The organism is Paenibacillus sp. J22R56, from assembly GCF_056269375.1.
On record NZ_JBWDNV010000014.1, the window covers coordinates 74593 to 89544 of the forward strand.

Consider the following 14952-nt stretch of genomic DNA (forward strand, 5'->3'; position numbering starts at 1 on the left):
ACCATTCCCTTATAAAATTTTATTCACACGGTTATACATCAATCGCTGCGCTCATATCCACATGAGCATGTCGTGATGGGTGAACTCCGTCATAAGTAGGCACTTTAAAAACAGAAAATTGAGAGGTTACATCCGGAATGGTTGTCCAATTAGTTTTCACTACAATTTGTGTCGGTGTCGAATTGTTATCCACTTGAACTGTTTGACCAGCGCCTGTTCCGCTTATAATTTTGACGACTGTTCCATAGTCTAAATCTCTAGAAGCGAATGGCATTGACGTGCAGGTTAACGTGTTGCTTGTAGCTGAAGACACTGTCCCACTATAAAGAGGAGTGGTGAACACTTTCCATTTGCCTGTTGTCGTATCCTCTACGTTGGCTGCTGCGTCTAATACCTTTAATAAACTGCCATTACTTTGAGCTATAGCGCCATTAAGCCCGGTATCACGAAGCCATGCATTGAATCCTAGGCGGACCGATTCAGTTGTCCCGCTCGATAACGTTTGATTCTGTAAAGTTGTCCAACTATCCGTGGAACCAGTTTTTGGTGTGATAGTGGACTGGTACACCATCAGCCCTAAGTTAGAAAGATACTCCCATAGCTTCAACATGTTCTGTTGAATTGGGGCTAACTGTGCAGAGGCTGACATGTCATTGGTGGGGTAGTTAACGACTACCTTGTTATGGTCATTAAAGAACGACCTTCTAATATATAGGCTCGTCAAGCAGTCAGCTACCTTTTCGCCTCCCATAGCAACTTTATTCCACGGTATGCCTTTTGTGGTTAGTGCCCTGGCTATGAACCCTGTGGCACCATTTGCTGCCTGAATGTAGTCTCCTGTACCACTTGCGATACTGTCGCCTAGTATTACTACAGCGTCTTTTTTAATCTTTGTGGATCCTAAAATAATACTTGCCGTATAACTATCGGCTAGGGAGGTATCAGTCACTGTTCCGCTATCTGTCAAATCAGAGCCATATGTCACCCCATCTTTAACATCATTAAGGAGGCAAAGCCTTGTATTAATCGGAAGATACCCGCCGACACCAACATCAAAATAGGTTCGTATAAACACCGAATCGGTTGGCCCAATGATACATGGGATTGGGTCACAATATACCACTCCAGCAGATGGAATTGTCGTTGAACGACTCCCCTTAAAATAAGCCGGAATGATTTTTCCATTAATCTCTATAGATGCTTTCACGGTAATGCTATTTGAACGCGGAGAAGGAGTGCCGATCCCCCCGTTATAATAGTTTGCATAGCCTAATACGATGTCCTGAGATAAAAACTTCGGGAAAATACGCATTCGCGTTGTCCCTGTCTGGTTCGCGTTGCTATCTATATTGATGTTTGTGTCTCTGAAAGCAACCGGTGTTAAATGGGCTTGGGCTGGCTTGTTTGCCATGTTTGCCATATAACCCAGAGTTCGTTTCAACTTCGAGTAGCTAGCAACGTCCATTTAGATCGCCCTCCAAATCTCTCCGTCCCACATAAAGACGCTTGTTGTGTCAATTTCAAAAAATGTGGTTCCGATATTAACACCTACAGTCGGTTTGGTGTCTGTGGACTTCCCGTACAACTCCATGCTGCTCCCTGTTACAGTAACGGGGATATCTCCCTCTACCGGACCAAGAATCATGCCTACTCGGTTATCCAATTGAGCTATTTTTTGATTAATCGCTTGTCTTCCAGCATCTAATGATGTTCCTGCAGGTATCAAATCAGCCATACCCATCACCTCACGTATATTTCGCTCTAAATACAAAAGACACAGAGCAATTGAGCCCTGTGCCGCCGATCTGAACGCTATTTGTTCCAGGCTGCAGCTTGATGAACTGGCCGGATACTTTGTTGTTCTTGTTGGTTGTGCCAAGCTTTGCCTGCAAGCGCTGGCAGTCGATTGTTACCGTTCCGGAGGCAACAGCCTCGCCATAAACCAACGTCCGGCCGTTTACGGTCAAAGATAGGCTTGTGAAGCTGCCAACCACCTGAATAACTGGCCATATTTCGAAGGCTCCATAGTTGACAACTTCGACCGTTCCCGGCGCTGTAACCATGTAGATTGGCGGCTCGTAGTCGAAGGTGATCCGCTCGTTATCCATCAGGATGTCGCTATCCCAATCAAACTCCTCAGTCGACAGCTCCGTCTGATAAGAGAACGGATCGAAAGCCGTGAACGGCAGCATAAATCTCCCCAGCCCCATAATGCGTTCAATGTCCAAAATACCGGAATATCGAACTATATACTTTTTGCTCGGCTTGTTGTCGAAGATTACCTCTAGCTGCCGAGGCCGTCCGGACGCGTCCAGCAAGAACTCTGCTAGTCGCTCCGCTGCCGCTTGCAATTCCTTGTAATTCGGCGTGATCATCGCACATTCAAGCCCGAACTGCATAGGGGAGAGTTTAGCCCCGAAGTCATACGCGCCGTGCATGCCTGCTACGTCTGCCGTGCTGTCGACCGTTGTGGCAAGCATAGGGCGCCTTGATTGGCGAAGCATGATAAGTCCCAGCGCCTTAGCTGTCCGGACGTCAGATGGGGCTGATACCGGGGTTAGAGTGAATCCGTTGTTGTTAGCCATTACGTCCCAACCCCCTTGCTCTTGTCATGGCCATATCCGCCATCGGGCCGTTTGTAGCTCGAGCAATCTCACGGCTATCCAGATATACCGGAACCACAACATGCTGCTGACTGCCACCAGCCGAAAATCCTCCTGCCGCTGCACTGCCGCCTCCAGTAGCTTGAGAAAAATCTGAAGCCTTCGGAACAGCAACCTTCGCCAATGAGGAAGCCTGCCTAGAAACTTCCGCAACCGAGTTTTGCAAGCCCAGCGCCATACCTTCACCGGTGTATTCACCGATAGCCATCATGACCCGGGAAGGAGAGTGGATGTCAAGCAGGCCCTTAATACCGTCTGTGATCGTCGAGGCAATCTCTTTAATCTTGTCCTTTATCGCGCTGATCTTGCTGTTTATGCCGTCCACAATACCCTGCACGATGTTCTTACCAATCTCAAGCATCTGGCTTGGCAGATTTTTCAGGGAGTCCATAGCGTTCTTTATGACGCCAATAATGGTGTTCCAAAGGTTGACTGTGCCCTCCCGCAATTTGTTCCATCTGTCATTGATTCCGTCAACTATGTCACCGAAAATTTTCTTTGCCGTGGTGCGGATCCAGTCCCACACAGCGGATAATCCAGCTTTGATCTCATCCCAATGCTTCACAATCAGCAGCGGAATTCCGATGAATGGCGCGACAATCGCCAGGATCTCAACGCCCCACTTCTTGAAGAAGTCGACCATCCAAGCCCATAACCCAGAAAAGAATGTCTTAATCGTTTCCCAATTCTTGACGACCAAGTAAACAGCTGCCGCCAAAGCAGCGATTCCTGCGATTACCAATCCAATGGGGCCAGTCAGCGCCGCAAAAACCGGCATCAATGTGCCGAGAGCGGAGACGATGGCCCCGAATGCAATTAATAGTGGTCCTATCCCTGCCACAATGGCACCAATAATACCGACAACTTTTTGTGCAGAGGGGGATAGATTCGAGAACCAACCTGCCAGAGCGGAGACTGCGGCGATTAACGGCGGCAAAACAGTCTGCGCCAGCTCAATAAGAGCATTGCCGAGTGGCACTAAGTCAGATTGAAGTTGCCGCCATAGGGCTGTCATTTGCGCGAGTGGTGAACCCTGCAACGCAGCTCCGGCCTTATCAGTTGCCCCCTCGAAGTCATTAAGGGAACCTATACCGTCCTGCATCGCCAAGACAACCTTGGAGCGCAGGTCTTCCCACTGCGTACCGAATAGGTTAACACCGGCTATATTCTGCTGCACCGGATCTTTCATGCCGGCCAGTGCCGCAATCGTAGCCTGGAAGGCGCTACTCGCCGTATCTCCGCCTGCAGCAATCGCATTAGCCATTGTGGTGGCGTCCAGCCCAATCGCGGCAAATCCCTCTGCCGTTGTTTTGCTTCCGTCCTGCGCCCGGATGTTGAACTCCTTCAGCGCATCTCCGACCTTATCTAGATTAAAGGCACCAGCATTTGCTCCAGCAATAAGGATGCCCATCGCATCTGCTGCAGATATGCCCATTGAAGCAAACTGCGGGGAATACTCCCGAAGTGTATCCAGCAGTTCTCCTGAGAAGTCCCCGCCCTTTTGGAAGCCGGCAGTCATCAGATCGAAGGCAGTAGCTCCATCAATTCCGAAGTTCTTCATCATAACAGATGCGGTACTAACGGACTCTGTCACGTCAGCCCCGAATAATTGCTGGAGTAGAAGGGCGCTTGTGGTTATCTGGTTGAGATCGGTTTCATTCAGGTCTTTAAAGCTCTGTTCAACGGTTGTCAGTGCCAAAGTTACGTCATCGATACTCTCACCAAAGCCCTGTTCCCAAATACCGCGAGCTGCTTCAGAAAGACGGTCCGCTTCCTCTGCTGTAGCTCCAAGTCTCGCCTGAATCATACTCGAAGCGCCCTCAACCTGGGCTGCAGCATTCATTGCTTCCAACCCGATACCAACAAGGGGAAGGGTAACGCCTGCCGTCATGTTAGCACCAGAATTCTTCATGCCATCGCCGACATTCTTCAGCTTGTCTCCGGCTTTTCCAGTCTTATCGGCGAATTCATCCACTTGCTGACCGGTTGATTCTAAAGCCCGCTCGAAGGACTGTAGTTGTTGTTCAGTTTGAGCTAACTCCCGTTGGAAAGCACGATATTGTCCTTCAGAAATATCTCCGCTACTGAACTGCTGAGCAACCTGGTCCTGAACACTCTTGAGACGACTGAGCTTTTCCTTGGTGTTCTCGATTGAGTCCGCCAGGAGTTTCTGCTTTTGCGTGATCAGCACTGTGCTGCCCGGGTCAAACTTCAGGAGCTTCTCGACTTGCTTAAGCTCTGACTGAATGTCCCGACTTCGTTTATTTACGTCACCGAGCGCAGCAGATAGGCCGCTTGTGTCTGAGCCGATGACGACGTTAATACCTTTAATACTTTCTGCCAATTACCTCACCTCCCGTAGAAAGCGTCTATATCGGACTGTGTTGCCTCTTTAGGCGAGCCGTCTTCTTCACCGAAATAAGAATGACCTAGGTCAAATAAATCACTTACCCGAAACTCATTCATTTCAGCAAGAGAGAGGTTCATCTTTTTGCCGATTCTGATTAATTCAATCTCCAACCTATCCCCGAGGTTTGCGCGGTTTCCGTCCTTCTGTTGGTGCTTGGAGGCCTTTACGAAAAAAGCCATGCGCCGCTTCCTCCATTGCGCCCTTCATCAAGGAAACGTCGGAGAAATCCGCTCCATCCAACGAATTCAGCCAGTTCACAAATGACGGAAATGGTTGGCCGCCGAATGCGTCAGCCTTTGCCATTGCCCAGATGATCTGCAGAATAGCCACGGTATCCAAGCTAGATGGATCCTTCTGCCACTCACCCATCTTTGTCATGTCACCGAGGAGGTCGCTGCCGAACTCCTGCTTATAAAAAAGAAGAGCCAAGGGCGTCGCCTTGACTCTAACGATTTGATCACCAAAATTAAGTTCTCTCATCTATGATTAACCTCCGAATTGTGGAGTGTATACGGATGTGAAGAAGGCGTTGTATGCCGTAGCATTAGTAGTGTTGAGCTCGATGTCACCCTTAACAATCGTCTTCCCATCAACCTCGATAGGGGAGATGGAAACTTCGAGGACATCTGTAGCGACTTCTACGGACTCGCCTTTTGTCGCGTGTTCTTTAGCAGGGCGGCTTGCTTGGCAATCGTAGTAAATGAACCGGCGGTTCTTCTGATCGCCTTTGACTTGTCCGAGCAGAGCGAATTTTTCAGGGATGCCGTCTGTCACTTCCACAAGCATTCCATTATCGTCGACTTCCCAACCTAGCATGCGGGCTTTAACGGCGTCTGGAATGAGTGCCATCTCCAATTCAGCTGTATAACCATTGTTAGCTGATACAACGAAGTAAGCGCCATTGTCGGCGTAGAAGGTGGAGGTATCGCCTTGCGCTTCAGGAGTAAAACGAACAGCACCGGGAATAGGCGTAGGCGCCTCCCACGTAGGAGGGGTAAGGCTATCAGCGTCAAAGAAAGCGATGTGGACTTTCTCCAAACCAAACGTAACTTTATTTTCGGGCATATTGTTAGCCTCCGATCAGTTGTACTTGATAAATGATTTGAAATAGTTGCTCATCGTCAAGATAAGCCTCGACTTTGCTGTAAGGCAGTTGCAGCTCTTTTAGCTTGGATTGCACCAAGCTCTCGGCTACAGGATCTTTCTTGGCTGTATAAAGCTCGACCTGATAATTCCCGATCTCAAGATAATTGAGATTGTCAGCGATAACGTCCGAGTTATAGGCAAGCTGATAGGTAATGAAAGGTGGAGGAGGGGCTGGAGTCTTTGCTGTGACTTTGAACTCGCTATAAGCAACCGGCATTCCGGTACTTTTAAGTGCCTGGTTAAGCTCCTGTAATGTCATCTTCCCCCTCCATTCCTGATAATCCGCTTAATGTCTTCCTGTAGCTGCTCCGCATTCCTATCAAAAGCCGGACGCAAGTGAGGCTTTGCCGCTACACGCCCGCCGCCAAGTTTGGCATGTCCAAACTCCAGCAGGTGGACCCGGCGATAATCCTTCTTGTTCCAAATGTAGTAGCCCTTGTAGCCTTGGCCGGGTTTCGTCCGTTTGGTCTTTGCAAAGCCTTTTCTATACTTTCCGGTCCTGACTGGAGCGGTTCGCTTTGTGTCTTGCAGGACGGCCTCGGCAACATCGTCGACCTTCTTCTCAATGGCCTCAGAAACGTCTGTTGTATAAGACCTCACTGCTGATGTGATGGCTTCTGCTAATTGATCAATTCGAATGTTAGCCATTCCCCAGCACCTTCTCGCAGGTCAATTCAAGTTCCTCAGAATTAACTGCATATGAGCGCAGCACGGTATACCTTTTACCCTCGAATTCCACCAGTTGCTCTCCGTTGTATTCGAACTTATGAACGACGAAGATATATTCCGGTCGAAGGCCCTTAGCTGCTGCGTTGTAGAACTCCCCACGCCCGACTGACTTGATGTCGCAGAGGATGGCAGTAGGAATTTCGGTAGCAATTTGATTTCCGATATCATCCTCGGTGATCGTCTCGCCGATAAGAGTTAACTCGTAGTCGTATGTCATACGCTCGCACCACCTGAATGGATAATCAGGTTATGAAGGCGAAATTGTATATCCCTTGGCATCGCTCCGACACTGTCTCTGCTTTGATATCGCCAAGTTGCGTAGTCACAAACAAAAAGAAGATGAGAAGCGTCTCCTTCAACAAGGACAACGCCTTTCTCATCTTCTAGCTCTCGTATTACGCCTTTGGCAATAGCAGTTAGATACGTGTCTCGGACAGTTGAAGTAATGCCAAGCCTAGCTTTCACGAGGTTGACGACCGATGTTTCGTCCACTTGGCATCCCTCTCCTTACTCTGTTTCAGAATTGGTCGGAGGCTTCTTCGGCTTTTTCACTTCAACAAAGCCTAGTTCAGCAAGCTCTTCTGCACGATCGCCTTTATATGTGTCTCCCGGTTGGTATCGGTTCTTTGTGACTTTATCTCGAAACGCCTTCAACACTTTAGCCATCTATATTACACCTCCGGCTCGTTAGCATCATCAGGCGCAAATGTCGCTGTTGTAGTAGGTGCTACATTCGCAATATTTACAGTGACGAAGGCTTCACCGAAGACAGGCTGCCCGTCAAAACGACCAGTACCTTTAAATACAGTTTGATCCTCAATGAACCGCACGTGCTCTGATTGAGCCAATTGAATACCCGCGCGTTCAGCCAAGAGGTATAAGGATCCGTAACCACCGATGATGTCATTGTCTGGAATGAAATCAAGGACTACAATGTCTCCTCCGACAACTGGCATTGTTCCATTAACAGAGGAAACTATAGCGCCAGCTGCATTGAAAGTAATTGCCTTGGCTTGAAGTGCAGCCAACGTATTACTATTCATTGCCCAGAATCGGTTCCCATTGCTGTAATTCGCACGAGCTACACCGAGTTTCAGAATAAGTGCAGCGAAGAATTGCTCTGCTGACATGCTACTAGGATCAATTTTAAGAATGTTCTTCAGATGCAAATCCGTCCATGTTGCACGGTTAGCCCCCCAACTGCTCGGCTTTGCTGCTTGAGCAAGACGAGTTGCAATACCAATCGGCATCTTCGCTCCAGTACCATAGAGAATAGCCTTATCAACTGCAAGCCCGATTGCTTGTCCAATTGCGTCCAAGATTTCAGCAGCAAGGTTCAAGTCGCTGTCTTCTAATGTGGAATTTGGAATTGGAATGAAGCCACCAACCTTATACCCATCCACTTCAATTTGAGTGAAAGCTAGTGAAAGCTCGTTCAATGATGCAACTGCTTCTGTCCACACACCTTCAGGAATTGCGCCTGTAATGTTTTGTCGAGCCTTACCTTTTACTGGCCGGTGATTGACTTTGCTGATTAATTTGCTGTAACGATGCATGTTGTCTCGCAGCAACTCCAGCATGACTTCTGGAATAGTCAATTCAGATCCAGATACAGAACGTTTTTCCTTTCCTGCCGAACGAACTTGTTCCAGAAACTGCTTAACTTCACCGCGAGCGACAAGCGCCGTACGTTGTTCCATCGCCAAACCTTTGAAAACACTCATTCTTTTTTCGCCTCCAGTATATTGGTTTCTTACTTCTGTTGAAGCTGATGTTACGGGAGCAGGTGGTGTGTTTGTCGGCTCGTTGCTTTTGATCTGTTCAAGCTCACCTTCAAGATCCGCGATCTCGCCCTCTATAGCACCCTTATCCTCGTTCAATTTCGTTTGATCGGCTTCGTGAGCAACGATCTCTTCATCGACAGCCGCGATTTCCTCATCAGTTTTCGCTTCTTCGATAGCAGCCTCCAACTCTTCCGATCTCGTCTTAAGCTGCGCTTCGCGCTGCAATAATTCCTCCAGTGAGGATTTCCTCTGCTGAATCTTTCTTGTCAACATCAGTTGCTTCAGTGCCATTATTTATTCAACCTCGCTTTCAAATTGTTTTTACGTTGCTGCAGTTGTCGATCTCGATGCTGGGCGACTTCTGCTTTTCTAGCCTGAACACCTGTATCTGTGTACTGCGGGAAAGTGACAACTGACACTTCATGCAAATCAGCTTCAAGAATAGTCCATTTAACGCTACCGTCAGCACACCAGTCCGCTTCTTCGCGGACAATATTAAACCCAAATGAACATTGATCGACATCCCTCCGCTTTACCCGCGCATAGAGGTTCATAGCATCCGCGTCGTCCGGATTTATCTTGATGCTGCCCCATAGGCCATGACTGTCAGTTCGAAGTTCCAACGTGCCCGCTTTATTCCGCCCTAGCACAAACATCGTTTCATGATTAACCAAGGCACGGACATCATTGCCGAGTGTATTGTCAAAAGCGCCGGGAGCGATCTCCTCATAAGCGCCCTGCCATAACTCCGTCTGTTGTCCAAAAACGGAAAAGTAACCTTCAATCGTCAAATCCTCCCCGTCAGCTGCCCGTGTCTTTAATTCTGTAACGATGCTACGCGTTTGCCGAATCTCTCTATCCATCATCATCACCTCCTTGGTTCAGTTTCTTTTGATCTCCAATCATGCCAGCGGGGATGTAGTTCTCTAGAATGACCCGCTCATTAAGGCCCTCGAGCGGTGAATCTCCAAGCCAATTGCGAATTTCATTGCCCAGATACAATCCACGTACATAAAGGTTGCTGCCAACTTCAGCAAGCTCTTTCAAATCGTAAGCATACAGACTGCGCGGATTGAACCTGAAATAAAGATCCGGAGCGTAGAGAAGCTTCCGCGTTAACTCTTGTACAATGCCGGTAGCAAGCGGCAGGACCCTTGTGTTAACAAAGGCGTTGTATTCGTCCTTCTTGAAGTCGCCAACGCCAACAAAAAAAGCCGGCACTCCAATGAGGGCGGCTACAGTTCGTTTATCCAATTGCACAGCGTCATTTATCGCAAGGTCAGCAAGAGAGAGGGGCCGTACCTGATCAACCTTCAACAGATCGGCCGGAATAACCCAAGGCTTACCGCCTGAAGTCTCCGACACGTACTTGTTAAGAATCTGATCTCGTCCTTCAGAACTGGACAGCTCCTCCGTCATAGCATCAACCGATATAATTATGGAGGGCTTCCACTTGTCGCTCATGAAGCTCTTTTTAGTAGCTGTCGCCTGCTTCAAGTTGTCAACGATATCCTTCAGTACAACCCTGTAACCAGTGCCAATCCACGGCCTTTCTGGGTCAGGGTTGATGGTAAAGTGAAGAACTTCATCATATTGATACGTCGATCCTTGATACAATACGCTGTACCCATCCGGTGTATCTATGAATGAGACGCCGGAAGGCTTTAGGGGAATAAGCTCATCTATCAGACCGTCTCGAATCCCCGGGTAGATGACACTATTTCCATCGCCAGGCAGCAGCATCGTATACACTAGATTGTACATCCAAGACTTACGGGTCATTAAGCTATACGGGTTAATGTCCAGCTTGCGAGACAGCTCATTCCTAACTCGCAAGTCTCCTTCTTCAGTGTTACGCATGAGATGAATCGTCATGCTGCTGATCAGATCGGCGATCTTATCTACCGCCATTCTCACCTCTGGATTATCGGAAAGGCGAGTATATCCCGGAATAAGAATGGACGTATTGTCGTCATTCATAAACCAGCCTACCGTTGTCTTCGTATCAGCCCGCGTCTGGTTAGCAGACCGTTTCTTTTTCCCACCCAATGTTATCAGCCTCCTAGCCAATCGCCTGCATTTTGTGAAGTCTCCAAGTTCTCAAGTAATCGGATCGCTCCGAACACCCCCGCATCAAATAAATCGATGCGTTGCTCTGGCGTAACCTTCTCATACTGAATCATGTCATCCGTCTTCTCGATGGCTCGGACATTCTGCAAGCAATATTCAAAAGCTTGCGAATGCAAATAGTAGAAGTTGCCCTCTTTCGCCTTGGTTTCGATTCGTCGGAACCCTTCGGACTTCTTATGGAAATACTGTGGTTGGTCTACAATGCGGAAGCCAGCCTTCTTCATGCCCATGAAGAATTCCCGTCCGAATTTCCGGTCGAAACCTACTTGCTTAATTTTGAAGCCTGCTGTCTTCATCTTCTTGAACCAATTTACGACATCCGAATAGTTCACAACCGGCGAATTACACATGTCCAACCAGCCATCGTCCTTCCAACCGAAGAGCGGAATGTTATCATCTTCTGCCTTGGACGCTGCTGCAACAATCGGGAACCATGCATGAGTGATGACGATGTCAACATCCCCATAAGTTCCGTACAATGCCGCCGCCGTCAAGTCATGACGCTTGGATAAGTCAGCACCGCCGTACCAATCAATCGGCAACTTGGCCAAATCGCTTAGGGTCCAAGTGTACTTCCTATCACTCGCCTTGAATTCGTCGAGATTAAAGTAAGCCAGTAATGCCGCTGTGTAGACATTGAGCGACTTCGCTAAGAAATCCTTACGCTGCTGCGGGTCATTCTGTGCCTCTTCAGCTTCCTTCATAATGTCTGATGGCCGGATGCTCACGCCGTAGTTCGGATTGGCCTTCTCATGCTCAATAGCAGAGGTGTACTCGACATCGCCCTTCTCGTCCTGATCCGCTTTGCAGATAAAAACGAAATAGTGTTCCGCTTTAATAGTCCTGTTCAGGATCTTCTTGCAATACTGGAAACGTTGGTAGCAGAAGCTAGACATGTTATCGCCTGCTGTCGTAATGCCGATCATCAGCTTATTGGCGTAAGCTTTCATCGCCTCTTTAATGATGTTGTATTGCTTAGGACGAGTGTAAGCATGCAGCTCATCGGCAATCGCATAGTTGCAGTTTAAGGAATCCTGAGCATCAGGGTTCGCAGCCAACGCCTCTATGTTAAGCGAGCCTTCGCCAAACTGTCCGGAGATACTATGATTCTGGTTATTGTCCAGGATCCGGAAGTTCTTGTCCTCACCCATCTGCTGAAGGTTGTAAACGATGAAGTTAAAGCTTTGCAATGCTTGGCGAAGGGCAGCTCCTACAATATAAATTGTGGAACTGGACCGTATACTTAGAAGTGCAAGCGCCCAAGCTAATCCCGCCGAGAATGGTGTCTTACCGTTTTTCCTCGGGACATAGAGAAAGGCTTCTTGGAACCGGCGAAGAATCGTGCCCTTTTGATAGAATCCGAGCAAGTTATAGATGATGAACTTCTGCCATGGCTCCAATAAAAAAGGAGAACCCCTGAGCGGTGTCCCGTCCAGTCGTTCTCCTTTTTCATGCACGAACGTCGATTCAATTATCTCGATTACGTATTCCGCATCAGCAGGATTGAAGTCGTACTTCCCAGATGAAAGATCGTCCAAGAATCTCTGAGCCGCTTCTATAAGCTCGACACACGCAACTTTACTGCCGCTCACGATGCTAACGGCGTAATCCATGACAACCTCGTAGTTCTTAGGCTTCTGCATCTTCAGCTGCTTCATCGTTGCTTATTGATCAGGGCCGTGAGCCTGGAAGTCTCCGACTTCTCCGCTGTAACTGTCTCAAGTGATTTAGGGTTTAAGCACAACCTGTCTGAGTATGCCAAAATATCCTTCCTCAATGTCTCCAGTGTAGCCACAATCGGCGACTTTTTCGCTCCACCCTGAGCTGTTTCAGATTCGACCTGGTACCCGTTGTCTGCCCAATCCTCAGTCAATCGATTATATTGAGCGACCAGATCCGAATATATGTCGATGAGTCGGTCATACTGCTTTTTGTAAATCCGAAGGGCTTTCATGTCCTTGATGGTTGCCCGTCTGATTACATCTTTATCTAAGTGCTTTGCCTCATTGGACATTGACACCACCTCTTCAAAAAAAAGTTTGTGGGGACTCCGTGCGTGGAAAAAGCTCCCCTTACCGGTCCCGAAAGGTTTGAAATTTTTATTTCTAAGGAGGGGGGGTTATTCGCTCTTTCCATCTTTTTCCGTTTTCTGTTAATTTTCCAGTTACACGATCGTGCATCGTATCGTGACATTTGTTGCAAAGTGAAAGCAAATTCCAAGTCACCAGCACCAATTCAGGATGATGCTCAAGAGGGTTAATGTGGTGCACTGTCTGGGCTGGCGTGCTCTTACCATATCGCTTGCACTCCCGGCAGAGATACTCATCTCTTCTTAGAATTCGCTCTCGCTTCTGCCTCCACTTGGTGGATTTGTAGAACGGCAGCGTCATTCTCCTCACCTCCATTCACTCGTGTATAAATATGCAGGCTATTTTGGTTGCTGGAAATCCTCCGAGAGCCCTTGATTTTACTGGCCTAAAAGCGATTGCCTTTCGAACAGTTCTCTCCAATTTCTGTTCGAAAACTGTATATTCTGCATAAATGGAGAGTTTAACATATCTTATATTCTGTTAAAGTCATTGAGCGCCATTCTTACTAGTAAGGACAAGGCTCTTTGGGTTTTGTTGTTATGGAGTTTAACAATTGATAATTGAGTAAAACTCATAGACCAAACCCCGCCATAGCCTTACTGTATGATTCTTGATTTTTGCCAATATAACGAAGCGTGATCTTCTCAGTTGAGTGATTGAATATATACATCAATAAGGCGATATCCTTGGTCTTCTCATATAGATGGAACCCGAAGGTCTTCCGAAGACTATGTGTGCCAATTCGTTCAAGGTTGAACCTGTCCGCTACATCTTGTAGTATCTGGTAAGCTCTCTCCCTGGTAATTGGTTTTGGAAGGTTATGCTCATCACGTTGCCGCGATGGAAAAAGATAATCATTCGGCTGCATGTCTTTTGTATACTCAGCTATTGCTTTCCTTAAAGTAGCATTGATCGGGATGATCTTTTCTTTCTTTGTCTTCTTCTCCCGGATAACCAGTTCGTACTTACCTTGAACGCTCTTAACTTTGAGATGTAGGTAGTCGTTAATCCGTAGGCCAATGTTTATTCCAAAGACGAAAAAGAAGCAATCCCGATCGCATCTACTCTTTAGAAACCGTTTGATCTCCTCAATCAGTTCTTCCTTCCTTATCGGCTGTACTGTATTCAAATCTCTCACCTACCCTCGTTAGCTATTTCAAAACTCCTATTTTGTCGTATAATAGACTTGGTTAAATATTCCTATAGTGAAGGAGGGTACTCTATATGCAAAATTGTTTGCGTTGTAAGACCGGTGTTTTGCAGAAGAACGAAGGATACAATGGCCTTGTCGCATGGACTAAAGGTCCGAACGGTGAAGTTGATATTCAAATTGGTTCTATTCTTCCGGTTCAAGCTTATGGTTGTCCATCATGTGGTCATATTGAACTGAAATACCAAAATATTGAGACTGCGTAAAATGCTGACACGGTTAGGCTCTTTTTTATTCAAAATCCCAAACGCTTGGGATTTTGAATATTTAGGTCCTTCGGGCATTTCGGCTTGCTACAGAATTGCTTCGAGCCTTCGAACCTTCCCCATAAACACCCTCGACACTTGACTGGTTGCAACTGGTCAGCGTAGTTACCCTTTGATTTTCGTCGCGTGTAGCGCATCCGACCACCGCCTTTCTATAAAATAAAAAAACTCCAATTAATGGCGTTTTCTGAAACGCAACTATTCCGCTTATCTCTTGTTCATATAACCAGAATTAATTCAGGCTATATGAACAAGGGACAAGTCGACCTTGTTAAGGGGCATTGAACCCCACCTCATCATCACACGCTTGGCGACTAGCGCCTAAGGTCAAAGACCCACCGCATGACCGAGTCCTACAATTAATAAAGGTACAGTAGGATCACCCGAGCTTTCGCTCTTCTTATGATCTAACTGTACCTTTTTGATGTTTTAATTTGACTGGCGTATATCCGTCCATTATCCGTCTGAGAACCGTCATTTCCAGAACAATTTAAGGGACAGTACATTGGGTCCGATTCTCCGCG

At 47.4% G+C, this 14952-nt stretch carries 19 protein-coding genes; 1 reads left to right on the forward strand and 18 read right to left on the reverse strand.

Going from position 1 to position 14952, the window contains the following annotated elements:
- Positions 1-31: 31 nt before the first annotated feature.
- The 18 genes from AC0YNT_RS28190 to AC0YNT_RS28275 form a co-directional block, all read right to left on the reverse strand.
- Positions 32-1465: a hypothetical protein gene (locus AC0YNT_RS28190; protein ID WP_475807615.1), complete on the reverse strand. Its 1434-nt coding sequence runs from the start codon at positions 1463-1465 to the stop codon at positions 32-34.
- The gene (locus tag AC0YNT_RS28195) at positions 1466-1735 is read right to left on the reverse strand and encodes a hypothetical protein (protein ID WP_475807616.1); all 270 of its coding nucleotides are present in this window, start codon (positions 1733-1735) and stop codon (positions 1466-1468) included.
- Positions 1736-1745: 10 nt separating this feature from the next.
- Entirely contained in the window at positions 1746-2585 is an 840-nt protein-coding gene (locus AC0YNT_RS28200) for a phage tail domain-containing protein (RefSeq protein WP_475807617.1), read from the reverse strand.
- Complete coding sequence (locus AC0YNT_RS28205) at positions 2578-5007, reverse strand: phage tail tape measure protein (RefSeq protein ID WP_475807618.1); 2430 nt, start codon at positions 5005-5007, stop codon at positions 2578-2580. Before AC0YNT_RS28205 ends, AC0YNT_RS28200 begins: the two co-directional genes overlap by 8 nt.
- A 177-nt stretch (positions 5008-5184) precedes the next feature.
- Positions 5185-5553, reverse strand: coding sequence for a hypothetical protein (locus tag AC0YNT_RS28210; protein ID WP_475807619.1), 369 nt, complete (start codon positions 5551-5553; stop codon positions 5185-5187).
- 6 nt (positions 5554-5559) lie between these two features.
- Positions 5560-6138: a major tail protein gene (locus AC0YNT_RS28215; protein WP_475807620.1), complete on the reverse strand. Its 579-nt coding sequence runs from the start codon at positions 6136-6138 to the stop codon at positions 5560-5562.
- 4 nt (positions 6139-6142) lie between these two features.
- Positions 6143-6478: a hypothetical protein gene (locus AC0YNT_RS28220; protein ID WP_475807621.1), complete on the reverse strand. Its 336-nt coding sequence runs from the start codon at positions 6476-6478 to the stop codon at positions 6143-6145.
- Positions 6475-6867 carry an HK97 gp10 family phage protein gene (locus AC0YNT_RS28225; RefSeq protein WP_475807622.1) on the reverse strand — a complete coding sequence of 131 codons (393 nt, stop codon included), beginning with the start codon at positions 6865-6867 and terminating at the stop codon, positions 6475-6477. The genes AC0YNT_RS28220 and AC0YNT_RS28225 overlap by 4 nt, the downstream gene beginning before the upstream one ends.
- Positions 6860-7165, reverse strand: a complete 306-nt coding sequence (locus tag AC0YNT_RS28230; protein WP_475807623.1) for a phage head closure protein — start codon at positions 7163-7165, stop codon at positions 6860-6862. The genes AC0YNT_RS28225 and AC0YNT_RS28230 overlap by 8 nt, the downstream gene beginning before the upstream one ends.
- Positions 7162-7440, reverse strand: a complete 279-nt coding sequence (locus AC0YNT_RS28235) for a hypothetical protein (RefSeq protein WP_475807624.1) — start codon at positions 7438-7440, stop codon at positions 7162-7164. The genes AC0YNT_RS28230 and AC0YNT_RS28235 overlap by 4 nt, the downstream gene beginning before the upstream one ends.
- Before the next feature lie 15 nt (positions 7441-7455).
- Positions 7456-7614, reverse strand: coding sequence for a hypothetical protein (locus tag AC0YNT_RS28240; RefSeq protein WP_475807625.1), 159 nt, complete (start codon positions 7612-7614; stop codon positions 7456-7458).
- Between the two features lie 5 nt (positions 7615-7619).
- Positions 7620-9023: a phage major capsid protein gene (locus AC0YNT_RS28245; RefSeq protein ID WP_475807626.1), complete on the reverse strand. Its 1404-nt coding sequence runs from the start codon at positions 9021-9023 to the stop codon at positions 7620-7622.
- Positions 9023-9595, reverse strand: coding sequence for an HK97 family phage prohead protease (locus AC0YNT_RS28250; protein ID WP_475807627.1), 573 nt, complete (start codon positions 9593-9595; stop codon positions 9023-9025). Before AC0YNT_RS28250 ends, AC0YNT_RS28245 begins: the two co-directional genes overlap by 1 nt.
- Positions 9588-10781 carry a phage portal protein gene (locus tag AC0YNT_RS28255; RefSeq protein ID WP_475807628.1) on the reverse strand — a complete coding sequence of 398 codons (1194 nt, stop codon included), beginning with the start codon at positions 10779-10781 and terminating at the stop codon, positions 9588-9590. Before AC0YNT_RS28255 ends, AC0YNT_RS28250 begins: the two co-directional genes overlap by 8 nt.
- 5 nt (positions 10782-10786) lie before the next feature.
- Positions 10787-12505, reverse strand: coding sequence for a terminase large subunit (locus AC0YNT_RS28260; protein ID WP_475807629.1), 1719 nt, complete (start codon positions 12503-12505; stop codon positions 10787-10789).
- A gap of 11 nt (positions 12506-12516) precedes the next feature.
- Complete coding sequence (locus AC0YNT_RS28265; protein ID WP_475807630.1) at positions 12517-12876, reverse strand: P27 family phage terminase small subunit; 360 nt, start codon at positions 12874-12876, stop codon at positions 12517-12519.
- Positions 12877-12967: 91 nt separating this feature from the next.
- A complete protein-coding gene (locus AC0YNT_RS28270) occupies positions 12968-13252 on the reverse strand; it encodes an HNH endonuclease (RefSeq protein WP_475807631.1) in 285 nt (94 codons plus the stop codon).
- A gap of 271 nt (positions 13253-13523) precedes the next feature.
- Positions 13524-14081, reverse strand: a complete 558-nt coding sequence (locus AC0YNT_RS28275; RefSeq protein ID WP_475807632.1) for a tyrosine-type recombinase/integrase — start codon at positions 14079-14081, stop codon at positions 13524-13526.
- 95 nt (positions 14082-14176) lie between these two features.
- Between AC0YNT_RS28275 and AC0YNT_RS28280 the strand changes: the two genes are divergently transcribed.
- The gene (locus AC0YNT_RS28280; protein WP_475807633.1) at positions 14177-14368 is read left to right on the forward strand and encodes a hypothetical protein; all 192 of its coding nucleotides are present in this window, start codon (positions 14177-14179) and stop codon (positions 14366-14368) included.
- The last annotated feature ends 584 nt before the right edge of the window (positions 14369-14952 follow it).